The sequence below is a fragment of the Streptomyces sp. Ag82_O1-12 genome, assembly GCF_900182715.1.
GTDB lineage: Bacteria > Actinomycetota > Actinomycetes > Streptomycetales > Streptomycetaceae > Streptomyces > Streptomyces massasporeus.
Genome location: NZ_FXUW01000001.1, coordinates 492,521 through 515,488, shown reverse-complemented (window position 1 = coordinate 515,488; position 22,968 = coordinate 492,521). Strand labels below are relative to the sequence as shown.

Annotated in this window: 21 protein-coding genes and 1 pseudogene; 12 read left to right on the top strand and 10 right to left on the bottom strand. The window is 72.2% G+C overall.

Annotated features, from left to right (window positions below):
- Positions 1-7 precede the first annotated feature (7 nt).
- Positions 8-568, top strand: coding sequence for a PadR family transcriptional regulator (locus QOL88_RS02520; protein ID WP_097214876.1), 561 nt, complete (start codon positions 8-10; stop codon positions 566-568).
- Positions 569-674: 106 nt separating this feature from the next.
- Here QOL88_RS02520 and QOL88_RS02515 read toward each other — a convergent pair whose 3' ends face one another.
- Complete coding sequence (locus QOL88_RS02515; RefSeq protein WP_179878744.1) at positions 675-1,220, bottom strand: hypothetical protein; 546 nt, start codon at positions 1,218-1,220, stop codon at positions 675-677.
- Positions 1,221-1,444: 224 nt separating this feature from the next.
- A complete protein-coding gene (locus QOL88_RS02510) occupies positions 1,445-2,431 on the bottom strand; it encodes a fibronectin type III domain-containing protein (RefSeq protein ID WP_097214874.1) in 987 nt (328 codons plus the stop codon).
- Between the two features lie 419 nt (positions 2,432-2,850).
- Between QOL88_RS02510 and QOL88_RS02505 the strand changes: the two genes are divergently transcribed.
- The gene (locus QOL88_RS02505) at positions 2,851-3,549 is read left to right on the top strand and encodes a glycoside hydrolase family 75 protein (protein ID WP_097214873.1); all 699 of its coding nucleotides are present in this window, start codon (positions 2,851-2,853) and stop codon (positions 3,547-3,549) included.
- A 75-nt stretch (positions 3,550-3,624) separates the two neighbouring features.
- Here the strand turns inward: QOL88_RS02505 and QOL88_RS02500 are convergent, their stop codons facing one another.
- From QOL88_RS02500 to dhaK, 3 genes are read right to left on the bottom strand one after another with little or no spacing between them, the layout of a single operon-like run.
- Complete coding sequence (locus QOL88_RS02500) at positions 3,625-4,035, bottom strand: PTS-dependent dihydroxyacetone kinase phosphotransferase subunit DhaM (RefSeq protein ID WP_097214872.1); 411 nt, start codon at positions 4,033-4,035, stop codon at positions 3,625-3,627.
- The gene (dhaL, locus tag QOL88_RS02495) at positions 4,028-4,627 is read right to left on the bottom strand and encodes a dihydroxyacetone kinase subunit DhaL (RefSeq protein ID WP_097214871.1); all 600 of its coding nucleotides are present in this window, start codon (positions 4,625-4,627) and stop codon (positions 4,028-4,030) included. The genes QOL88_RS02500 and dhaL overlap by 8 nt, the downstream gene beginning before the upstream one ends.
- Positions 4,628-4,676: 49 nt before the next feature.
- Positions 4,677-5,669, bottom strand: a complete 993-nt coding sequence (dhaK, locus tag QOL88_RS02490) for a dihydroxyacetone kinase subunit DhaK (protein ID WP_097214870.1) — start codon at positions 5,667-5,669, stop codon at positions 4,677-4,679.
- Positions 5,670-5,883: 214 nt separating this feature from the next.
- On the opposite strand from dhaK, the gene QOL88_RS02485 reads away from it, so the two are divergent.
- Positions 5,884-9,093 carry a glycosyl hydrolase family 95 catalytic domain-containing protein gene (locus QOL88_RS02485; RefSeq protein ID WP_097214869.1) on the top strand — a complete coding sequence of 1,070 codons (3,210 nt, stop codon included), beginning with the start codon at positions 5,884-5,886 and terminating at the stop codon, positions 9,091-9,093.
- Positions 9,094-9,424: 331 nt separating this feature from the next.
- On the top strand, positions 9,425-10,561 hold the full coding sequence (locus tag QOL88_RS02480) for a hypothetical protein (RefSeq protein ID WP_097214868.1): 1,137 nt from the start codon (positions 9,425-9,427) through the stop codon (positions 10,559-10,561).
- Positions 10,562-10,612: 51 nt separating this feature from the next.
- Here QOL88_RS02480 and QOL88_RS02475 read toward each other — a convergent pair.
- Positions 10,613-10,959: pseudogene (locus tag QOL88_RS02475) on the bottom strand (EamA family transporter); the annotation flags it as partial.
- Positions 10,960-11,195: 236 nt separating this feature from the next.
- On the opposite strand from QOL88_RS02475, the gene QOL88_RS02465 reads away from it, so the two are divergent.
- Together QOL88_RS02465 and QOL88_RS02460 are read left to right on the top strand one after the other, a co-directional pair.
- On the top strand, positions 11,196-11,795 hold the full coding sequence (locus QOL88_RS02465; RefSeq protein WP_097214867.1) for a hypothetical protein: 600 nt from the start codon (positions 11,196-11,198) through the stop codon (positions 11,793-11,795).
- 185 nt (positions 11,796-11,980) lie between these two features.
- Positions 11,981-13,075: a carboxylate-amine ligase gene (locus QOL88_RS02460; protein ID WP_097214866.1), complete on the top strand. Its 1,095-nt coding sequence runs from the start codon at positions 11,981-11,983 to the stop codon at positions 13,073-13,075.
- 17 nt (positions 13,076-13,092) lie between these two features.
- Here the strand turns inward: QOL88_RS02460 and QOL88_RS02455 are convergent, their stop codons facing one another.
- Entirely contained in the window at positions 13,093-13,443 is a 351-nt protein-coding gene (locus QOL88_RS02455) for a hypothetical protein (protein WP_097222821.1), read from the bottom strand.
- Between the two features lie 184 nt (positions 13,444-13,627).
- Here QOL88_RS02455 and QOL88_RS02450 point away from each other — a divergent pair, with 184 nt between their 5' ends.
- A complete protein-coding gene (locus tag QOL88_RS02450; protein ID WP_097214865.1) occupies positions 13,628-14,914 on the top strand; it encodes a PP2C family protein-serine/threonine phosphatase in 1,287 nt (428 codons plus the stop codon).
- A 23-nt stretch (positions 14,915-14,937) separates the two neighbouring features.
- On the opposite strand, the gene QOL88_RS02445 is transcribed toward QOL88_RS02450, so the two are convergent.
- From QOL88_RS02445 to QOL88_RS02435, 3 genes are all read right to left on the bottom strand, one after another.
- Complete coding sequence (locus QOL88_RS02445) at positions 14,938-15,579, bottom strand: DNA alkylation repair protein (protein WP_218892930.1); 642 nt, start codon at positions 15,577-15,579, stop codon at positions 14,938-14,940.
- Positions 15,580-15,712: 133 nt separating this feature from the next.
- Positions 15,713-16,942: an acyl-CoA dehydrogenase family protein gene (locus QOL88_RS02440; RefSeq protein ID WP_097214863.1), complete on the bottom strand. Its 1,230-nt coding sequence runs from the start codon at positions 16,940-16,942 to the stop codon at positions 15,713-15,715.
- 117 nt (positions 16,943-17,059) lie between these two features.
- Positions 17,060-18,049 (bottom strand): amino acid ABC transporter permease, encoded by a 990-nt coding sequence (locus QOL88_RS02435; RefSeq protein ID WP_097222820.1) that lies wholly within the window; start codon positions 18,047-18,049, stop codon positions 17,060-17,062.
- 586 nt (positions 18,050-18,635) lie between these two features.
- Between QOL88_RS02435 and QOL88_RS02430 the strand changes: the two genes are divergently transcribed.
- From QOL88_RS02430 to QOL88_RS02410, 5 genes are read left to right on the top strand one after another with little or no spacing between them, the layout of a single operon-like run.
- The gene (locus tag QOL88_RS02430; RefSeq protein ID WP_097214862.1) at positions 18,636-19,808 is read left to right on the top strand and encodes an LLM class flavin-dependent oxidoreductase; all 1,173 of its coding nucleotides are present in this window, start codon (positions 18,636-18,638) and stop codon (positions 19,806-19,808) included.
- A complete protein-coding gene (locus tag QOL88_RS02425; RefSeq protein ID WP_097214861.1) occupies positions 19,805-20,314 on the top strand; it encodes a GNAT family N-acetyltransferase in 510 nt (169 codons plus the stop codon). The genes QOL88_RS02430 and QOL88_RS02425 overlap by 4 nt, the downstream gene beginning before the upstream one ends.
- The gene (locus tag QOL88_RS02420) at positions 20,311-21,252 is read left to right on the top strand and encodes an ABC transporter substrate-binding protein (protein WP_097214860.1); all 942 of its coding nucleotides are present in this window, start codon (positions 20,311-20,313) and stop codon (positions 21,250-21,252) included. The genes QOL88_RS02425 and QOL88_RS02420 overlap by 4 nt, the downstream gene beginning before the upstream one ends.
- A gap of 3 nt (positions 21,253-21,255) precedes the next feature.
- Positions 21,256-22,197: an amino acid ABC transporter permease gene (locus tag QOL88_RS02415; protein ID WP_097214859.1), complete on the top strand. Its 942-nt coding sequence runs from the start codon at positions 21,256-21,258 to the stop codon at positions 22,195-22,197.
- A complete protein-coding gene (locus QOL88_RS02410; RefSeq protein WP_097214858.1) occupies positions 22,194-22,958 on the top strand; it encodes an amino acid ABC transporter ATP-binding protein in 765 nt (254 codons plus the stop codon). Before QOL88_RS02415 ends, QOL88_RS02410 begins: the two co-directional genes overlap by 4 nt.
- The last annotated feature ends 10 nt before the right edge of the window (positions 22,959-22,968 follow it).

Sequence of the window (22,968 nt, the reverse complement as noted above, 5' to 3'; positions counted from 1 at the left end):
TGAGGCCATGTCACTCCCGCACGCGATCCTCACCGCCCTGCTCGAGAAGAAGTCCTCGGGCCTGGAGCTGACCCGCCGGTTCGACCGGTCGATCGGCTACTTCTGGTCGGCGACGCACCAGCAGATCTACCGCGAGCTGGGGAAACTGGAAGCCGACGGCCTCATCCGCGCACTGCCGTCCGAGCAGCCGGCCCGCGGGCAGAAGAAGAGCTACGAGGTCCTGCCGGCGGGCCGCGCCGAACTGGCCCGCTGGACCTCCGCCTCCCAGGACCCCAAGCCGCACCGCGACGCGCTGCTGCTGCGGCTGAGGGCGGCGGCCGTGGTCGGCACGGCGGGCCTGGAGGCGGATCTGCGACGCCATCTGGCGCTGCACGAACGGCAGCTGGCGGAGTACGAGGAGATCGAGGAGCGCGACTTCCCGCCCGGCCGGGACGGCGCCGAGGTCCGGCTGCGGCACCTCGTGCTGCGGGCCGGCATCGACCTGGAGACCTTCTGGACCCAGTGGCTCCGGCGAGCCCTGGAGGACTTCGCCGAACTCCCGGACGGCGGACCGGCGGAGCAGACCTGACCTTCAGGCGGGCTCGACAGGGGGCGCCGGTCCGGCGCGGTCACGACATGACGGCGGCCCGTTCGCCCGGAGCGCTTCGGGAGAACGGGCCGCCGTCCGTACCGGGTCAGAGCCGGTACGGCTTGGTGCGCCGGCGCAGGTACCAGGCCGTCCCGAGGAGGCCGGCGCCGACCAGCGTGCCGCCCGCGACCAGCGTGACGGTTCCGTAGTCCGTCGTGCTGCCGCCGACCCCGCCCATCACGCCGCGCGACGGCGACGCCGAGGGGGACGCGGACCGCGAGGGGGAGGGAGAGGGAGCGGTGGAGACCACGACGGACTGCGTGCCCGCGGTGGTGCCGTCCGAGCAGACGACGATGACGGTGTAGGTGCCCGGGGAGACACTCGACCAGGCGGCCGACTGACTCGTGGAGGTCCCCGACAACGTCACCTGGCGGCCCTGGGCGAAGCTGCCCTGACTGCTGGTGAGGAGCGAGGCGGTGCCCCAGCCGCCGTTGATCTGGGTGCAGGAGCTGGTCGTGACCGACACCGTGGACCCCGTGGTGCTCACGGAGATGCCCGGGCCCGCGACGGCGGGCACCGCGGCCAGGGCGAGGGGCAGCGCGGCGACTGCCACGGTCAGGCCGGAGCGGAGAACTGGCGATGAGTTGCGCATGTGGACTGCCCTCCGGCGGCACGGTTGGCGGTACATCCTTGCGCCGCCGAGGGTCGGGGAACGCCCGTGCTGCCTCGGGGTCAGCCAATGCTCCCCGGGCCCCGGCCGCACTCCGAGCGCCCCCGTGCAGGTGACGGGTTGGTTCTCCCGGCTGATACGGCGGGATGCGGCGGGTACGTCCTGGCCGATGCCGCGGGTGCGTCCCGGCCGATGCCGCGGGTGCGTCAGCGCCCCCCGCCCGTCGTCACCGCCCGCTCCGCCGAGAGGCCTCCCCAGGTGCCGTCGGGCAGCATCGCGCGGACGCGGACCCGGTGGGTGACACCGGCGCGCCGCCCGGCGTAGAAGCTGTACGTGGCCCGCTCACGCGGGGCGGTGCCGCCGTAGACCAAAGACGTGGCGGGCCTGCCGTCCAGATGGATCTCATATTCGGTGATCTCGCCGTCCACCCGGGGCGGCACCCAGCTCAGGTCGAGCTGGTACGCGCCGTCCTCGCGGTGGCTCGTCGCCCGGAAGTCCGTGGGGGCGGTGGCGCGGCCGTCGTCCGTGCCCGGTGTGGTGAGGCGGACCGCGGGGCCGGCGGGGGAGACGTTGCCGGCCGCGTCCCGGGCGCGGACGGTGAACGTGTAGTCCGTGCCGGGCCGCAGTCCCGTGAGCACGGTGGCCGTCTGGCCCCCGCCCACACTGTGGATCTTCGTGTCTCCCTGGTGGATGTCGTACGACACCACACCCCGGTCGTCCGTGGCGGCGGACCAGGACAGCTGGACCGCGCGGCTTCCGACGGCCCGCCCGCCGGGCGCCGACGGCCGGGTCGGCGCGGAGCGGTCGTCCGCGACGGCCGCGGGCGTCGTCACGGACACCCGGCGGCTCGGCGGCCCGAGCCGGCCATCGACGTCCCGTGCCCGTACGGAGACGTAGTACCGCGTGGAGGGCCGGAGCCTGGTGACATCCACCATGTGCTGTGAACCCGGCACTTCCTTGACCTTTGTGGCGCCGCGATACACCTCGTAGCCGTCGGCACGGGCGGTCGCGTTCCACATGACATGCACGCTCGTCGCGCTGCCCGCAGCGGCGGTCACACCCGTCGGAGCGCCGGGCACACCGACGCCGTCCCCGTCCTCCGCTCCGGCCCAGCCGCAGGAGGCGAGCAGAAGGAGAGCCCCGCAGAGCGCCAGGCGGCGCGGGAGGGACGGGGGAGTGGAACGTCCTCGCACGGCACTGCCTCCCGGGGGTGGTCGGCCGGCAAGTTCACCGGAATGGTCCGGACCAATATGACGCCGTTGGCGCGATCACATCAAGAGGGTGTCCGCCGGCCGTGCATCTCGCTGCCGTGAGTGCGTCACCCCCCGTCGAGCGTGACCACTCGCAGGAGTTACGTATGCTGAAGACCTCACGGCCGAACACCTGGCGGATACCAGGGAGTTCGGGCCTGTCGCGCGGAACCGCTGTCGTCGCAGATCCCGTGCCGACGCGGGTGGCCGGGCGCCCGGAGTCTCACACGGACTCAGGCGCTCGGCCCCTGTCGCAGGTTGGGGACGTGCACCGTCCGGCCCCCCAGCGGTGGCCGGGTGATCGCCTCGGGGCCAGATTGGGCTGAGTGCCCGTCAGGTCCCCCACGAGAGGCTCCCGTATCGTGCGTGTCCAGTCGCTCACTCTGGCCGTGGCCAGCGCCGCCCTGCTCGCTCCGACGACCTGCCCCGCCGCCCACTCCCACCCCGCGGTGTGGCGCGAAGGCGCCGTGAGCGCAGCCGACCTGCTCGCCAAGGTGCGGGACTGCGCTCCCGTCTCCCGAGGCCGCTACCGCAGCGACAACGGCGCACCCGCGAACATCCCGGTCTGCGGCACCCGCGACGCCGTGTTCTGGCAGGCCGACATGGACATCGACTGCGACGGCAGCCCCGGCCCCCGCTGCAACCGCCGCACCGACCCGTACTTCGCCGCGAGCACGGCCTACGCCCAGTCCGACGGCCGCCCGTTGAGCGCCGAACGCCTGCCCTTCATCGTCGTACCCGCGCCGAGCGCCCTCTGGGACTACCGGGACCACGGCATCGGCGGCGGTTCGGTGGTGGCAGTCGTGTACCGCGACCGGGTCCAGTACGCGGTCGTCGGTGACACGGGCCCGCAGGGCATCATCGGAGAGGCGTCCTACGCGACCGCCAAGGCCCTCGGCATCCGCGCCGACCCGCACGGCGGCGGCGCACCCTCCGGTGTCACCTACATCGTCTTCAAGAACACCAAGGTGTCGCCTATCGAGAACCACGCCGCGGCCGTGACCGAGGGGGAGCGGCTGGCGAGGCGGTTCGCCGACGGGAGCCGGGCGGACGGGGGCTGAGCGGTTGACGACGCGTCACGGACACGGCTGCGGCCGGGCATCGCCCTCGGGGGCGTGCCCGGCCGCAGTCGTCCCTCACACCTTCCGGTACGTGTACGCCTCCGTGGCCGCCGCCTCCACCGCTGCCAGATCCGCCCCCGTGGACGCCGTGACCACCGCGGCCACGGCCCCCTCCACGAACGGGGCGTCCACCAGACGTGTCGGCTCCGGGAGTTCGTCACCCTCCGCGAGCAGTGCCTTCACCGTGAGCACGGCGCTGCCCAGGTCGGTCAGGACGGCCACCCCGGCGCCTCGGTCGACGGACGCGGCCGCCGCGGCGATCAGTTCGGAGCTGGTGCCGAGCCCGCCGCCCTCGGTGCCGCCCGCCGGAGCGACGGGCACCGCCGGGCCGCCGCCCGCGAGTCCCTTCGCCAGCTCGGCGACCGACGCGGCCACCTCCGCACTGTGCGACACCAGCACGATGCCCACCAGCTGCTCGTCACTCACCAGCGGCCTCCACGAGTCCGGCGATCAGCAGCGCCGCCGACGTGGCACCCGGATCCTGGTGGCCGATGCTGCGCTCGCCCAGATAACTGGCCCTGCCCTTGCGCGCCTGCAGGGGCGTCGTCGCCACGGCGCCCCCCTCCGCGGCGGTCCGGGCCGCTGTGAACGAGTCGCCGAGCGCGTCCACGGCGGGCACCAGCGCGTCGATCATGGTCTTGTCGCCGGGGGCGGCGCCGCCGAGCGTCATGACCGCGTCCACCCCCGCCCGCAGGGCCTCGGCCAGCTGCTCCGCGCTGACCTCACCGGCATCGCCGAGGGCCTTGCCGGTACGGCGCAGCAGCGTGCCGTACAGCGGCCCCGAGGCGCCGCCGACCGTCGAGATCAGCTGGCGTCCGGCGAGGGTCAGCACCCCGCCGGGCGTGCCGGGGGGCTCCTTCTCCAGGGCGGCCGCGACGGACCTGAACCCGCGCTGGAGGTTGCTGCCGTGATCGGCGTCCCCGATGGGGGAGTCGAGGGCGGTGAGCCGTTCCGCCTCGCGGTCGACGGACGCGGCGGTCACCGTCATCCAGCGGCGGAAGAATGCGGCGTCGAGCACTGGGTCTCCTTGCCTGGTAGGTACGTGGTGATCCTCTACCCCCTGCGCGTCACATGCCCCAGCGCAGACCCGGGGTACTCACCGGCGCGTCGTACAGCCGCAGCAGCTCCTCGTCGACCTGGCACAGGGTGAGCGACGCGCCCGCCATGTCGAGGGAGGTGACGTAGTTGCCCACGAGGACACGGGCCACGGGGACGCCGCGCTGGGCGAGCACCCGGTGCACCTCGGCGTGGAAGCCGTACAGCTCGAGCAGCGGCGTCGCACCCATGCCGTTGACCAGGACCAGCACCGGATTGCGCGGCTGGAGGTCCTCCACCACCGCCTCGACGGCGGCCTCGGCGATCTCGCCGGAGGTCATCATGGCGCGCCGCTCCCGGCCGGGCTCACCGTGGATGCCGATGCCCAACTCCAGCTCACCGGGCGGCAGATCGAAGGTGGGGCTGCCCTTCGCCGGGGTGCTGCAGGCGCTCAGCGCGATCCCGAAGCTGCGGGAGCTCTCGTTCACCTGCCGGGCGATGGCCTCGACCCGCTCCAGCGGCATGCCCTCGGCGGCTGCGGCACCCGCGATCTTCTCCACGAACAGGGTCGCGCCCGTACCGCGCCGCCCCGCCGTGTACAGGCTGTCGGTCACGGCCACGTCGTCGTTGACCAGCACCTTCGCGACCCGGATGCCCTCGTCCTCGGCCAACTCGGCGGCCATGTCGAAGTTGAGCACGTCGCCGGTGTAGTTCTTCACGATGAACAACACGCCGGCGCCGCTGTCCACGGCGGCGGCCGCGCGCAGCATCTGGTCGGGCACGGGGGAGGTGAACACCTCGCCCGGGCAGGCCGCCGACAGCATGCCGGGACCCACGAAGCCACCGTGCAACGGCTCGTGACCCGACCCGCCACCCGAGACCAGCCCCACCTGCCCGGCGACGGGAGCGTCCCGCCGCACGATCACCCGGTTCTCCACGTCCACGGTCAGCTCCGGGTGGGCAGCCGCCAGACCGCGCAGCGCGTCCGCCACCACGGTCTCCGGGACGTTGATCAGCATCTTCACGGGTACCTCCAGGTGAGACCGGTCCTGCCTCTGGCCTTCATTTTCGCAGTCCGGGATGGGCCGGGCCAGTTGTCGACCTTGCTGGTTGTCGAGTGATGCACACCCCTAGACATCCGATCTATACCGCGGCGACGATGTTCCAGCCGTCGACCGGTGTCGATGTGGCGACACTTCCTCCGCGAAAGAGCCGATGAATGGGCCGGGAGATCTCACCGTGGTCAAAGAATCCCAACCGCAGCGACGCAGCCTTCTCAAGTTCGGCGGCGGCCTCGCCTTCGCGCCGCTGCTCTCACGAGTGACCGGCACCTCTCCCGGAGGGCAGGCTGTCGCCGCGGAGGCCGGGGCGCCGGCGGCCTTCCGGTGGCCCACCCTGTCGCGCGAGGCGCTGACCTACTCCGTACCCGCCGCGGACTGGCAGTCACAGGCCCTGCCCATCGGCAACGGCCGGCTCGGCGCCATGCTCTTCGCCGATCCCCACGAGGAGCGCATCCAGTTCAACGAGCAGAGCCTGTGGGGCGGGGTCAACGACTACGACAACGCCCTGGCGGGCAAGCCGGACAGCGCATTCGACACCGGCATGACCGGCTTCGGCTCGTACCGGAACTTCGGTGACGTCGTCGTCACCTTCGCTCCCCGTACGAGCCCGAAGGTCACGGCTCCCGGAGGTCCGTACAGCAGCAGCTCGTCGGAGGGCGTCGACAAGAGTCATGACGGTGACTCGCGAACCAAGTGGTGCATCGAGGGGCCGGGCCCGAAGGTGCGGTGGCAGGTCGAGCTCCCCGCCCCCGCGGCGGTCGCGTCGTACCGCCTGACGAGTGCCGACGACGTACCGCAGCGCGACCCGCAGGAGTGGACGTTCTCCGGTTCCACCGACGGCACCGCCTGGACCACGCTCGACAGACGCACTCTGGACGCGCCCTTCGAGAACCGTTTCCAGACCAAGGAGTTCACCTGCGCCGAAAGCGCGGCCTACCGCTTCTACCGCTTCGACTTCACACCGAAACCGGGGGTCAGCCACTTCCAGGTGAGCGAGATCGGCCTGGCCGGCGTCGACCTCGGCGCGGAGGGGGTGATGTACCTGTCGTCGCCGAGCGGGCACTCCAGGGGATCCGCTGCCGGGGCACGGTCGCGGCCGACGGGCATCTCGAGTTCGGTGGACCGCGATCCCGCCACGGTCTGGCGGGTCGAACCGGTGGCACCGGACGTCGTGTGGCAGGCCGACCTGCCCCGCGCGGTCGCCGTCACCTCGTACACCCTGACGGCGGCCCCGGACCGCCCGAAGGACGATCCCCGGCGATGGCGGCTGGAGGCGTCGCAGGACGGGCAGGCCTGGACGACCCTCGACACGCAGAACCCCGCGGCGCCCTTCGCCGGGCGCGGTGAGAGCCGGACCTTCCGGATCACCAACAGCACGGCCTACCGCGCCTACCGGCTCACCCTGACACCCCGCGCGTCGTCCGACGGCATCCAGATCGCGGAGATCGCGCTGGAGGGCAAGGGCTTCGACACGCGCACCCTGCGGACCGTCGTCGACTACCGGCGCTCCCTCGACTTCGTGAACGGCCTCCACGTCACCCGCTTCGGCGCCCCGGGACGGCGCGTCCTGCGCGAGGCCTTCGCCGGCCGCTCCGCGGACGTCATGGTCTTCCGGTACACCGCGGAACGTGCCCGGGACCTCTCCGGAGCGATAGCGCTGACGTCCGCACAGGACGCGGCCCCGACGACCGTCGACGCCGCCGCGGGGCGGATCGCCTTCAGCGGTGTCATGGGCAACGGCCTCAAGCACGCGTGCGCCGTCCAGGCGGTGCACACCGACGGCGACCTCCGCGCGGACGGGCAGGTGCTCCGGTTCAGCGGCTGCACGACCCTGACCCTGTTCCTCGACGCCCGCACCGACTACAAGCTCGACGCCGCCGCCGGATGGCGCGGAGCCGATCCGGCACCGGTCGTCGCCGGCACACTCGGCACGGCAGCCGCCCGGCCCTACCAAGGACTGCGCGACGAGCACATCGCCGACGTGCGTGCCCTGATGAAACGCGTCGCCGTCGACTGGGGCACCTCCGGCGCCGCCGTCACGGCCCTGCCCACCGACGCCCGGCTGGCCCGCTACGCGGCCGGCGGGGCGGACCCGACACTCGAGCAGACGATGTTCGACTACGGCCGCTACCTGCTGATCAGCTCCTCCCGCCCGAACGGCCTGCCCGCCAACCTCCAGGGCCTGTGGAACGACAGCAACCAGCCCGCGTGGGCCTCGGACTACCACACCAACATCAATGTGCAGATGAACTACTGGGGCGCCGAGACGACGAACCTGCCGGAGTGTCACGAGGCACTCGTCCGGTTCGTGGAGCAGGCGGCGGTGCCCAGCCGCGTGGCGACCCGCAACGCCTTCGGCAAGGACACCCGGGGCTGGACCGCCCGCACCAGCCAGAGCGTCTTCGGCGGCAACGCCTGGGAGTGGAACACCGTCGCGAGCGCCTGGTACGCACAACACCTGTACGAGCACTGGGCGTTCACCCAGGACCTGGACTACCTCCGCACCGTCGCCCACCCGATGATCAAGGAGATCTGCCAGTTCTGGGAGGACCACCTCAAGGAACGCGAGGACGGACTCCTCGTCGCCCCCGACGGCTGGTCCCCGGAGCACGGGCCGCGCGAGGACGGCGTCATGTACGACCAGCAGATCATCTGGGACCTGTTCCAGAACTACCTCGACTGCGAAGCGGTACTCAAGGCGGACCCCGCCTACCGGGCCAGGATCGCGAACCTCCAGGCACGCCTCGCACCGAACAAGATCGGCAAGTGGGGCCAATTGCAGGAGTGGCAGGAGGACATCGACAGCCCCACCGACATCCACCGCCACACGTCGCACCTCTTCGCCGTCTACCCGGGACGCCAGATCACCCCCAGGACGCCGGACTTCGCGGCCGCCGCCCTCGTCTCCCTCAAAGCGCGGTGCGGCGAGAAGGAAGGCGTCCCGTTCACGGCCGGGACGGTGTCGGGCGACAGCCGCCGCTCCTGGACCTGGCCCTGGCGGGCGGCCCTCTTCGCCCGCCTGGGCGACGGGCAGCGCGCCCGGATCATGCTGCGCGGGCTCCTGACCTACAACACGCTGCCCAACCTGTTCTGCAACCACCCGCCCTTCCAGATGGACGGCAACTTCGGCATCTCCGGCGCCGTGGCGGAGATGCTCCTGCAGAGCCACGACGGCGTCATCCACCTGCTGCCCGCCCTGCCGGACGACTGGAAGGCCAGGGGCTCCTTCACCGGACTCCGCGCACGCGGCGGCTACGAGGTCGACTGCACGTGGCGCAACAGCAGGGTCACGTCGTACACCGTCACGGCCGACCGGGCCCGGAACCGGAGCAAGGTCACCGTGCGGGTGAACGGCACCGACAGGAAGGTGACGCCGGCCAAGCCCTGACCGCCGGACATCGAGGGGAACAGCCACTGCTGTTCCAGGGCCGTTCACAGCCGTTCCCCACGCCGCGGTCTGCGAGGATCGCGGCGAACGGGCGTCTTCGCCCACAGTCACGAGTTCCGGAGGAACGGCGATCCACCACTCCACCGCCCCGGCCCGCGCCCGCACCAAGGGCGGCCGGCACATCATCACGCGCCCGGGCCCGGCCACGTCAGGACCGGCCCGGGGCATCTTCACGTCACCGACGCCGGCCACGGCGGGACGGGGGGAGCCCCGGAGTCGGCCGCGCCGTCCGGGACCCGCACGGCCCGGTCGACGGTCCACCCTCCGGCTCGTGGCCACCGTGAGTGCGGCGCTGGTGCTGGCGTTGGCCGCCTGTGGCCGGAGCGGCTCCGACGAACGGGGTGCCGGGGACCGTGAGGCCAGGTACAGGCGCGTCGTCGAAGACCCCCACCCGCGCCCCGCCGACGTCATCGAGGCGGCCGGGGCCCCCACGGGAGTGGCCCGCGCGGACGACGGTTCGCTGCTCCTGACCTTCGACGCCGGCAACGTCGAGGACGACGAGGGGCCGGCCGCCTCCGCCTGGCGCATCGTCGGCCCCGACGGCCGTACGGTCGCCGAGCACGCGGAACACGGGGACGCGGAGGCGGTGCGCGCCGAGTTCAAGGGGGTCCCCGGGGGCTTCGTGCGGGTGCCTACCGGGGAGAGCGCCGACGGAGCGTACGTCCTGGACGTACAAGGCAGACGGCACGCGGTCGACGTCAGCGGCACCCCGTTGCGCACCCGCCCGGGAGACATCCTGCTCGCCGAACCGGAACCCACCCTCGTCTACCGGCCCGCCACGCGCACCGTGGCGCCCCCGGCCGGGGTGCCGGACGACGCCGTCCGCCTCGCCGTCGATGAGCGGGGTACCGCCTGGAGCCTGGACCAGTCCCTGACCGAGGCCCCGGACCGGGTCGTCCGGCAGCGCGACGGGCGCACCCTCGGTTCCACGGCCGTCCCGAGGCCGTACGCGGGCGGCGCTCTCACCGCGCGGGGCGGCACCGCGGCGCTGACCCTCCTCCAAGGCGACGACGTACGCGGCCTGTTGGTGACGACGGACGCCGGAGCGCACTGGCGTACGGTGCTCGGCGGCGGCGTGCCCTGGCGGGAACTGAGGCATGGCCCGGAGTTGCTGGTCCTGGAGCTGCTCGCGGACGGGAGGCTGCTCGTCGGTGAGGAGGGCGGCCGCTACTGGCTCGCCGACGACCGCACCAACAGCGCCTTCCACGAGCTGCGGACCCCGGCGACGTTCACGTCGCTCGCCGTCGTCGGCGCGACCCTCTACGGCATCGCCGACGCGACGACGGCGACGTACGGCCTGGTGAAGGGCGAGGGCCTGTGGATCTCCCGCGACGGCGGCGACGAGTGGCGGCGCCACGAGCAGCACGGGCGCCGGAGTCTGGCCGACCCGGCAGAACCCTCGATGTGATCTCCGGCCCGTCAGCGTGTTCTCCGACCCGTCAGCGTGATCACCGATCCGTCAGCGTGATGCCCGGCCGGGCCGGCCACGGCGTACGAGCATGCTCGCGGAGTTGGCCGGCACGATGGCGCCGATGCCGGCCCACTCGGCCCAGCCCAGGCTCTGGCCGAGACCCCACAGCCCACCACCGCCGCGAGAACGGGGTTGACGCTCATGAACAACCCGAACGCCTGGGCCGGCACGGTGCGCAGCGTGAACAGGTCCGCCAGATACGGCACGGCGGACGACAGGACGCCCGCGGCGACGGCACACCCGACGGCCTCCGCGGTCGGCGGCTGACGGAGGACGAGGACGACGCCGACCGGCAGGAACATCAGGGCGGACACCCCCGCCGCTGCCGCGGATCCGAGCCCATCGCCGTGCGCCTCGCCTGGTGGCACGACGAGCCCCACCCCGCCACCCAGCCGGCGATCGAACTCCTCACCGCCCTGTACCGCGACGACTGAGCGGCCTGTCGCATCGCATCGGCTCGCTCCGGGAGAGGCCGTGCTCCGCTCTCGTTTCGGCCTCGGCCCGGCCCGGGTGCGGCGCCGCGCCGAAAATCCGGCTGTCGGCAGACGGCCATGATGAGAAGGTCGTCTCCATGTCCACCTCAAGACCGGCCGGCCCGGCCCCTCTCGCCGCCCTGGCCCTCACCCTCGTCGCGGCCCTCACCTCCTGCGGCGACCTGCACGCCTCGGACGCGTCGGCGGGAACCGCCCCGAGCCCGCCCGCCACGTCCTCACCTCCTGCCCCCGGTGCCTCGCCCTACGTGGAACCCGGCGCCGGCGACGGCGCCCCGCACTACAACGAGAACAACGCCTACCGCCGCGAGGGCGACATGGCTCCGGCCCACGAGAAGGACGCCCGGCGGGAGGCCGACCGCATCCGCCCGGTGCTGAAGCGGCTGTGGGAGGAACGCCAGTGGGACCCCGCGACCGTCCGGGCGGCCCTGCTCCGGCTCGGCTACGAGGAGGAGCGCGTCACGAAGGGCGGCAAGCGACTCGGCGGCACGCTCACCGTCACCGGGATGCTCGCGCGCTGGAAGGACGACGGCTACGTCACGCCCGAGGGGACGCGGGTCGCCCTGCGCGTGCACGACGACGCCTGCGTCTCGGCGTTCGTGCAGAAGTCGAACTTCGAGGTGCGGACGAACGGCCCGTACCCGGAGACGGGCTGCTTCGAGCCGCCGTACGGCCACTGAGAGGGCCGGTGCGCCTCTCCTGCCGCAAGCGGTTTCTCTGTCTGTGTCATGTTTTGTTCCGACGCGAGCGCGGCACTCGGTAACGCGCGAGCGTGCCCCCTGAGAGGTGACCATCGCTGCGTGCGGCGTGCCTGACGCGCGCCGGAATCCGGCCCGGTTCCGCCGGGCGGAACAGAGGGTGGTCGATGACGACGATCGGCGTGGAAGAGGAGTACCTGCTGCTCGACCCGGTCACGGGCCTGCCGGTACCTCAGGCGGACAAAGTGCGCGCCGCGGCGGGCGTGGGGCATCTGGTGACCGACCAGGAAGTGCAGTACGAGCTGCTCCAGGCCCAGGTCGAGGTGGCCACGCCGGTCTGCGACACCCTGGAGGAGGTCGGCGGCCATCTGCTGCGGCTGCGGCACGCCATCGGCGTGGCCGCCGATCAGCACGACTGCCGGATCGGAGTGTGCGGGACGCCGCCGGTGCGGCACGGCCGGCCCATCGCCGTCACCGACCAGGCCCGCTACCGGGCCATGGTGACCCAGGCACCGCAACTCGTGGCGGAGCAGCTCGTCAACGGCACGCACGTGCATGTGGCCGTGCCCGACCGGGATGCGGGTGTGCAGGTCCTGAACCGGATCCGCTCCCGGCTCCCGACGCTGACCGCCATGGCGGCGAACTCGCCCCTCTGGGACGGCCACGACACGGGCTTCGCGAGCTGGCGCACGGTGATCTTCAGCCGGTGGCCGGTCAGCGGCATGCCCCCGCACTTCCACGACGCCGCGGACTACGACCGGCGCGTGGCACGCCTGCTGGAGTCCGGCCTGATCTCCGACGCCGGTCAGCTCTACTGGCAGGCCCGCCTCTCGGCCACCTACCCGACCGTCGAGGTGCGGTGCCTGGACGTCCAGCTGCGCGCGGACGAGGCGGTCATGCTCGCTGCTCTCGTCCGGGCCCTGGTGGAGACCGCCCTGGCGGAAGCGGCCGCCGACACACCCCTGCCCGACTGTGCGCCGGAACTGCTCCAGGCCGCCATGTGGCACGCCGCCCGGCACGGACTCGGCGACACCCTCGTCGACCCGGGCGGCACACCGCACCGCGCCGGCGACGTGCTCTACGAGTTCCTGCGGCACGTCGCTCCCGCCCTCGACGCATCCGGCGATTCCCGGCAGGTCACCTCTCTGATCCACCGGCTGCTGCAGGACGGGACCGGCGCGGACCGGCAGCGCGCCGCCCTAGCCCAGGGCGGTCTGCGCGCGGTCACCGAACTGGTCAGCGGCCAGAGCACGATGCCGTGACGCCGCGGACCCGCTCCTCAGGCCGCCGCGGCGAACGCGGCGGCGACGGCGGTGTCCACGCGCGCGTGGACGACCAGTCGCGTGCCGCCGGTGTCGGCGTCGGCCTCGAGCGCGCGACGGGTGGGCGCACTGTGCGTGGCCACCGACATCAGCGTGCCCAGCCCGCCGCACAGGCGGTGGACCCGGAGGACCACGCTGACCACCGCTCCCCGGGCGGCCGGCTCGTCGAGGACGATGACGACGGGGGCCGGCCGGTAGGCCTGGACGAGGTCGCTGACCCTCGCGACGAGCGTGGCGCGCCCGCCGACGCCGGGGTCCTCGTGGACCGTGATGACGAGGACTCCGTGATCGAGCGAATGCGACAGCAACACGGCCTTGGTGCCTCCATTTCCTTCGTCGGCGGGTCGTTGCGCCGTGGAAGTACCCAGCGGTGGCCCATCGAAGCCTCGCAGTGCCGCTCCCGCACGCTCCTCATCGCCGGGGTCGGCAGGCGGGTCTCCGAGAGGCCGTCTCGCGGGTGGCCGTCCAGTGCGGCGAACGGAGGTGAGGCCGATGGAGCGCAGCGGTGAGGGCGGCCGGCGGATGCTCGCGGAGCTGCTGGACGCCAGCCATCTCATGCCGATCGAGCTGCTCCCGGCCAAGGCGGCCGAGTGCGCACGCGCGGCCTCCTTCCATCGGGTCCTGATCTACGTCGCCGATCTGCAGCGCACCACCCTGCGCCTGGTCCCCGGGGACGACGCGGCGGCCCAAGGGCACGACACGGAGCTGCACGTCGAGGGAACGGTCGCCGGGCGGGCCTACCAGTACGGCGATGTCCTGCCCGCCGCACCCCCGGGCGGCGACGTGTACGAGTGGTGGGTGCCGCTGCTGGACGGGACCGAACGCATCGGGCTGCTACGGGTGAGCACCGAGCACAACGACGCCGGCGTCCGCGCGGACATGGAGGCGCTGGCGGCGCTCGTCTCCCTGATCATCGTCAGCAAGAGGGGCACCAGCGACGCACTGGCCAAGCTGGTGCGCACGCGGCCGATGAGCGTGGCCGCGGAGATGCAGTGGAACCTGCTGCCCCCGCGCACCTACGCCGACGGCCGGGTGACGATCTCCGCGTCCCTGGAACCGGCCTACGACATCAGCGGTGACGTCTTCGAATACGCCGTCGACGGGCCCCTGGTCCATCTGACGATCTTCGACGCGATGGGCCACGACACGGCGGCCGGTCTCTCCGGAGCCCTCGCCCTGGGCGCCTGCCGCAATGCCCGCCGCCAGGGCGCGGGCCTCGTGGAGAAGGCCGAAGCCGTCGAAGCCGCCCTCCTGGAGCAGTACGACCACCGGCGCTACGTCACCGGAGTCCTGGCCACCCTCGACACCCGCACCGGCGTGCTGCAGTGGGTCAACCGCGGCCACCATCCGCCGATCATCATTCGCGACAACCGCTGGACCAGCCATCTCGCCTGCCCGCCCGGCCACCCGATGGGCACCGACCTCGGTCTGCGCACGCTCGTGTGCGAGGAGCACCTCCAGCCGGGCGACCGCATCGTCCTCTACACCGACGGCATCACCGAGGCGCGCCGCTCCGGTGACCGGGAATTCGGCCTGGCGCGCTTCACCGACTTCCTCATCCGCCACCACGCCGACGGCCTGCCCGTCCCCGAGACGCTGCGCCGCCTCATCCAGGCCGTCCTCGACTACCACGACGGCCGCCTCCAGGACGATGCCACCGTCCTGCTGTGCAAGTGGATCGGCCCGCATCTGGAGCCGGCCGAGACCGCGGCCGGCCTCGCGGGCCTGTCGTCGACCGGCCCCCGTGAGGACGGCGGACCCGCGGGGAACCCCCTCTGAGCTCCGGGCGGCAGGGGAACGTGCTACGACTGCTGCCGGCGCACCATCTCGTCGATCCAGACGGGCGCGTACGGCGAGGTGCAGCCCGGGGACGTCGGGTAGTCCTTGAGCACCTCCAGGCGCTCACCGATGTCGACCGCCCGGGCCCGGAGCTCGGGACGGTCGATGCCGATCCGGGCCAGGCAAGCGTTCATCGCCCATTGCAGCCGGTCCGGGGCGTCCTTCATGTCCGCCTCGATGACGTCGAGCAGCCCCGCGAGGTCCAGGCCCTCGGGCTTCTTCGCCACCCGCTCGGTGGTCAGTGCCCAGCCGGCGCTCGCGACGACGGGATCCGGATCGGCGCTCCAGGCCAGGCGCAGTTCCTCGCAGTGCGGGCTCTTCTTCACCACGTAGTTCACGAGCCAGTCGTGGACCTTGGGGGCGCGCGCCCGGCGCAGCATGTCGTCCAGCTCGTCCCGCCCGAACGCCTTGGGGCGGCAGATCAGGAGGGCCAGCAGCCTCGCCGCCGTGTCGTCCGTCTCCCAGAGCCGCCGGGCGAGGTCCTGCTGCGTCCTCAGCCGCTTGGCGAGCGCGCGCAGCTTGCCGAGCTTCACGCCGTGATCGTCACCGTGCCGTTCGTTCACCGCACGCGCCTTCGGGTCCTCCAGCGCGGCCAGCTCGGCCATCACCTCGGCGACCGTCGTCCCCGTCTGTGTCGTCCCGGCCACCTCGGCCTCCTGTCCTGCTCGTGGGGGACTCACCCTACGGCGGAGCGGACGGCCCGTCCTCGCACGGTCGGACGGACCTGCCCTCGCGAGGTCAGACGGGGAGGACGAACGGAGGGTGCGCACCGTTGAGGTAGTAGTCCCCGACGTCCCGGAGCCGGTGGCCCACGGGCTCGTACAGGGTGTGGGTCCGGGCGTTGCGCCAGAACCGGTCGAACCCCAGCCGTGCGGACGCGGAGCGGGCACCGATGATGTCGAGGGCGCGGGCGGTGGACTCCTGGGCGGCCCTGGACGCGGCGGCTTCGGCCATGGCCACGAGGACGGAGATCTCCGCGTACTCCTCGTAGGTGAGGTCCTCGCCGTCGGCCAGCCCGCCCCGCACGGCCTGGCACGCCTGGTCGGCGAGGGCGGACGCGGAGCGGGTGAGCACGGTCAGTTCCCCGTACGCGGTGACCACCTGCGGGTCCTGCGGGGTGCCGGCCGGCCAGTCCGGGTGCCAGTGCGAGTGGCCGGTCCTGCTGTACTCACGGGCCTCGGAGAGCACGCCCTCCGCCATGCCGAGCCGAAGCTGCACCGACAGGAGGCGACCGACCGGTGAGACGAGCGCGGTCAGGGGCGACAGGACCTCTTCGTCCGCCGACAGGGAACCCAGGACGTCGGCGGCGGCGACCGGTGCCGCGTCGAACTCCACGCTGCCGCCCGCCGCCAGCCGCTGGCCGAAGGGATCGGCGTCACCGTCGACGATCACCCCCGGGAGGGCCGGATCGACCACGAGCACGAGGGGTTCGCCGGTGCCGGCCCGCACCGCCCGTACGACGAGCCGGTCTGCGACCAGGACACCGGCGGCGTAGCTCTGCCGGCCGTTCAGTACATACCCCCGCGTGTCCTTGGTGAGCATCAGCGCCGGTTCCTGGCGGGCCAGGCCGCCGCCCCAGCACCACTGCTCGGCCACGGACCGCCGCTGGAGCCGGGCGGCGAGGGCGGGTTCGGCGAAGAACCGGGCGCTCCAGGACATGAAGTAGTGACAGCCGAGGAGCTGGCCGATGGCTCCGTCCGCCGCCGCGATCTCCCGGACCACGGCGTAGGCCTCGGCCCAGTCTGCGCCGCCGCCCCCGAGTTCGGCGGGCACCAGCAGAGTCAGCAGCCCCGATTCGCGCAGCCGTGACACCTCGTCGAACGGGGGCTTGCCCGCCTGGTCCCTGGCCACCGCGTCGGTGGCCAGGTCGTCCGCCGTCTCGCGGGCCACCCGCAGCCAGTGCGCTCGGCCGGGCCCGCACTGGTCGGTCTCCACGTCGGGGCCGGACGGCGCCGGGGCAACGCCCATCGCAGGACTCTCCTCAAGTTCGTTCACACAGTGGGGTGTTGAGCCTCACGGGCGGGAAAGATGTGTGGGCCATGTGCATCATCCTGCGCAGTGGCGCCAGGCCCCGTCAATACTTTCCTAGTAATTCGATAGGGAACGTAGGGAATGGCGGCGCGCGGCCAGCCTGACCTTCAGTCGCTGGAGGGGCGTGGGCGGCAGCACCCGGGTGGCGCCTCGCGCGTAGTGCCGCTCCACATAGAACTGCCCCACACTGAGCACGGTCGTGACCGCGATGTACCAGAGCGTGGCGACCAGCAGCAGCGGAATGACCTGGTACGTCTGGTTGTAGACCAACTGCACCGAGTACAGCAGGTCGTGCACGGCCAGTACGCTCACGATGCTCGTGCCCTTCAGCGTGCCGATCAGCATGTTCCCGGCGGTCGGCACGATGGAGCGCATCGCCTGCGGCACGACGATCCTGCGCAGGGCCCGCGCCCTGCCGATCCCGAGGGCCTGCGCGGCCTCCGTCTGGCCGGCGTCCACGGAGAGGATGCCGCCGCGCACCACCTCGGCGGCGTAGGCGGCCTCGTGCAGGGTGAGGCCGATGACGGCCGTCAGCGCCGGGCCGAGCAGGTTCACCGTCTTGACGGTGACGAACTGCGGGCCGAACGGAACACCGAGACCGAGGGTCGGGTAGAGGGCGCCGATGTTGAACCAGAGCAGGAGCTGCACCAGCAGCGGCGTGGACCGGAAGACCCACACATAGCCCCAACTCAGGGTGCTCAGGACCGGGTTGGCGGACAGCCGCATCACCGCCAGGGGGATGCCCAGCAGAAATCCGAGCACCATCACCACGCCGGTCAGCCACAGGGTGAGCAGCAGCCCGTCCAGCACGGCGGCACTGGTGAAGTACCCGCCCACCACGCCCCACTGGAAGGCCTGGTTGCGGACGACGGAGTCGACCAGCAGCGCGAAGAGCGACAGGGCGACGGCGGCGGCCAGCAGACGGCCGACGTTCCGGCGCGGCACGATCCGCGGCAGCTCGTCGCCGGACCCCGGAGGGGAGGTTTTCGCATCGGCGACGGCCGGGGCAGGGGCGGAGTCGGTGAGATCGGACGGCGAGACCATCAGAGGGTTCTCCAGGAGAGGGAGGCACGGCACGGCCGGCAGGCCGGAGCCCGGCTTCGGCGTCATCACGCTCGCCACGTCCCTCAACGCGGTGCGCTCGATCGTACGGGGCCGACACGCACAGGTGTCAACCACACCTACGAACCGTGCCGGATCGGGGCGACGCGCTGGCCTGCGACCTCGGACCGCCCACCCAACTTCCGTCCGGCATCCGGGCCATGGTTGACGAGACGCGAGTCGCCCTGCTCAAGTAGTCGCATGAACGCCGAGCAGCGCCTGGTCACCCGTGGCCACATCGACTTCGGTCGGGTGTGGTCCGCGGCGTGTTGCGCCTGACGCGGCAGCGGGCCGTCTGACCGGCCCTTCCCTCCCTCGGTGCCCCCGTCGCGGGCCGAGTCCCTCTGCTGACGCGCGCTGCCGCCGCTCCACCCCGTCCAGGGCTCACGCCCCGGCGCCATCACACCTGTTCACCACCCCGTTCACCCTGCCCTGAGGCGCCGCCGCACCCGGCCGCGCCGAGGGCTGCCCCGCCGTGCCCCGGTGCTGCCCCGGCACGGCGCGGACGACGTGAGGAAAGGCCGTACCCATGCCCGTGGAGTTCCTCGGCATCGCCGCCACCCATGACGGATCCGAAACCACGCCGCGCTCCGGCGCCGCCTTCGACAAGGACTACACGCTCCGGCTCGCCCGGGCCCACGAGGAACACGGCTGGGACCGCGTGCTGTTCGCCTACGGCTCCGGATCCCCCGACCCGGCACCGGCCGCCGCCTACATCGCGAGCAGGCTGGACCGGCTCCAGATCCTCCTGGCACACCGGCCCAACGTGTCGTACCCGACGTTCGCCGCGAAGACCTTCGCCACCCTCGACCAGATCAGCGAGGGCCGGCTCACCGTGCACTTCATCACCGGCGGCAACGACCGGGAGCAGGGCCGCGAGGGCGACACCCTCACCAAGGACGAGCGCTACGCCCGCACCCGCGAGTACATCCGGATCGTCAAGAAGATCTGGACCACGCACGAGCCCTTCGACCACGAGGGCGAGCACTACCGCTTCCATGACTTCGTCAGCGACGTCTTCCCGGTCCAGCAGCCGCGCCCGAACGTGTCGTTCGGCGGCTCCTCGGCCGCCGCGTACGCCGCCGGCGGTGCCGAGGCCGACGTCTACTGCCTGTGGGGCGAGCCGCTGGAGAGGACCGCGGAACAGATCGAGAACGTGAAGGCAGCCGCGAAGGCCGCGGGCCGCACCGACGTACCGCGCATCCAGGTGGCGTTCCGCCCGATCATCGCCCCCACCGAGGAACTCGCCTGGGAGAAGGCCCACCGCACGGTCGGCGCGATCAAGGCCCGCCGGGAGCGCGGCGAGGCGATCACCAAGCGCCACAACGGCACCGCGCAACCCCAGAACACCGGCTCCCAGCGGCTGATCGCCATCGCCGAGGCGGGGGAGCGCTACGACCGTGCCCTGTGGACCCCGACCGCCGCCGCGACCGGCGGCGCGGGCAACTCCAACGCCCTGGTCGGCACTCCGGAGACGGTCGCCCAGGCCCTGCTGGACTACTACGACCTCGGTGTCGACATCCTGTCCGCCCGCGGCTACGACCTGCTGGGCGACGCCATCGACTTCGGCCGGCACGTCATCCCGATCGTCCGCGAAGAGGTCGCCAAGCGCGACGCCAAGCGCGACGCCAAGCGCGACGCCAAGCGCGACGCCGAGCGTGCGTCCCGCGATTCGCAGTCCCTGGCGGCGGTGAACGGATGACCTCCGTCGCATCCTCCGCACCGGAGCTGACGGTCATTCAGGTACCGGTCTCCGACCCCCGAGTCGAGCCGCTGCTGCGAGAACTCGGCGACGAGTACTCCAGACGCTACGGCAGGGACGCGCACGCCGAGATCTCCCGCTACCCCGACGAGGAGTTCACCGCGCCGCACGGTGGGCTGCTCCTGCTGCTGCTGGAACGCGGCGAGCCCGTCGCCGGCGGCGCCTTCCGCCGGTACGACACGGCCACGGCCGAGCTGAAACGGATCTGGACCCACTCCGCCCACCGCCGCCGCGGCCTCGCCCGGCGCGTCGTCGCCGAGCTGGAGCGCGAGGCGGCGGGCCGGGGCTACCGGCGCGTGTACCTCACCACGGGCCCGCGCCAGCCCGAGGCCCGCGGCCTGTACCTGGCCACCGGCTACACACCGCTGTTCGACGCCGGAGCCGATCCGGAGACCATCGGCCCGCTGCCGTTCGAGAAGCACCTCGGAGAGGCCCCCAAGCAGTGAACAGAACCCGTCTGCGCAGCGCAGCCGCCCTCGTGCTGCTGCCCGCTCTGGCCCTGACCGCCTGCGGATCCGGCACGACCCCCGGCGCCCCGGCGGGCGCCCAGGCGTCCCCCGCCCCGACCGACGACCCGGTCGCCGCCGTCCGCACCGTGGACTCCGTCGCCGCCCTGCTGCCCGCCGACGTCCGAAAGTCCGGCACGCTGCGGATCGGCAGCTCCGTCGGGTTCCCGCCCGGGGCCTACTACCCCGGCGGGCCCGGCAAGCCCCCCGCGGGCCAGGACATCGACATCGCCGACGCCGTGGCCAAGGTCCTCGGCGTGCGGCTCGACCGCCAGGACGCCTCCTTCGAGACGATCCTGCCCGCCCTCGGCAGCGGCAAGTACGACGTCGGCACCGGCAACTTCGGCGTCACCGCCCAGCGCCTGAAGACCGTCGACTTCGTCACCTACATCAACGACGGCCAGGGCTTCGCGGTGAAGAAGGGCGCCACCACCCTCAAGAAGAGGGTCACCGACCTGACCGAGCTGTGCGGTCTGACCATCGGCACCGGTGCCGGAACCACCTTCGAGACGACCCTCGCCGCGCGGAAGGGAGTGTGCGCCAAGGCCGGCAAGAAGCCCTACGAGGTGAAGGTCTACTCGGAGAACGGAGCGACGCTCACCGCGCTCCAGCAGGGCCGCATCGACGTGATCATGTCGACCATCAACGGCCTCCGCTACCAGGCCGCCCAGCCGGCGGCGCGGACCAGGTTCCTCGGCGAGTACCACCGCCTCGACGTCGGCTTCGCCTTCCGCAAGGGCTCCCCGCTCACCAAGGCGTTCCGGGCCGCCGTGAACGAGCTGATCAAGGACGGCACATACGCCCGGATCCTCGCCAAGTGGGGCACCGGCGCCTCCGCGATCGACGCGTCGCGGATCAACCCGCCCGAGCACAGGTGACCCATGAGCAGTGACACCATCACAGAACCGGCCACGCGAGCGGCCGAAGCCCCGGCCGAACCGAAGGTCGTACCCACCCGCCACTACGCCCGCTGGGCCGCCGGCGCCGCCGTGGTCATCCTGGTCGCCCAGTTCGCCCACGGCCTGGTCACCAACCCCGTCTGGGAATGGAACGTCTTCCGCGACTACGTCCTCTCGGAGACGATCGTCCAGGCGGCGTGGGTGACCCTTCAGCTCACCGCCTACGCCACCGTCCTCGGCTTCCTCCTGGGCACGGTGCTCGCCTTCATGCGGCTGTCGCGCAGCCCCGTGCTCTCGACCGTCGCCTGGACCTACATCTGGGTCTTCCGGTCCATCCCGATGATCGTCCAGCTGGTCTTCTGGTTCAACCTCAGCGCCCTGTACAAGGAGCTGGGCGTCGGCATCCCCTTCGGGCCGGTGTTCTGGTCCGTCGACAGCAACACCCTCATCGGCACCATCGGCGCCGCCGTCATCGGCCTGACCCTGCATCAGGCGGCCTACGCCGCCGAGATCGTCCGCGGCGGTGTCATCGCCGTCGACCCGGGGCAGCTGGAGGCAGCGGCGGCACTGGGCATCCCGAGGCTCCGGCAGATCCGCCGGATCGTCCTCCCACAGGCCATGCGCGCCATCCTGCCCACCGCCGGCAACGAGATCATCGGCCTGCTCAAGGGCACCTCGGTCGTCTACGTGATGTCCATCGGCGAGCTGTTCTACCAGGTACAGGTCATCTACGGCCGTAACGGCAGGGTCATCCCGCTGCTGCTGGTCGCCACCGCCTGGTACGTCGTCCTCACCTCGCTGCTGTCGGTCGCCCAGTACTACGTGGAGCGCCGCTACGCCCGCGGCGCCGACCGCACCCCGCCACCCACCCCGCTCCAGCGGGCCCGTCGGTTCGTCACGTCCGCACGGAAGGAGAACGCATGAGCGCCGTCATGGTCGACGTCCACGGCGTCCACAAGAGCTTCGGCCCGCTGGAGGTACTGCGCGGCGTCGACCTCCAGGTCCGGGCCGGCGAGGTCACGGTGGTCCTCGGCCCGTCCGGCTCCGGGAAATCCACGCTGCTGCGCACCATCAACCACCTGGAGAAGGTCGGCCGCGGCTGGGTCAGCATCGACGGTGAACTCATCGGCTACCGCCGGTCGGGGAACAAGCTGTACGAGCTGAAGGAGAAGGAGGTTCTGAAGCAGCGGACGAACATCGGGTTCGTCTTCCAGAACTTCAACCTCTTCCCGCACCTGACCGTCCTGCAGAACCTCGTCGAGGCCCCGGTCTCCGCGCGGCGCCGCCCGCGCAGGGAGGCCGAGGAGAGCGCCCGCCGGCTCCTCGACCGGGTCGGCCTCGCCGACAAGGCCGACGCCTATCCGCGGCAGTTGTCCGGAGGCCAGCAGCAGCGCGTCGCCATCGCCCGGGCCCTCGCCCTCGAACCCAAGGTGCTGCTGTTCGACGAACCCACCTCAGCGCTCGACCCGGAACTGGTCGGCGAGGTCCTCGACGTCATCAAGGACCTGGCCCGCACCGGCACCACCATGATCGTCGTGACCCACGAGATCGGTTTCGCCCGCGAGGTCGCCGACACCGTGGTGTTCATGGACGCAGGTGTCGTCGTGGAGCAGGGACCGCCCTCGGCCGTACTCGACGCCCCGCGGCACGAGCGCACTCGTGCCTTCCTCTCCAAGGTCCTCTGACCACCCGCCG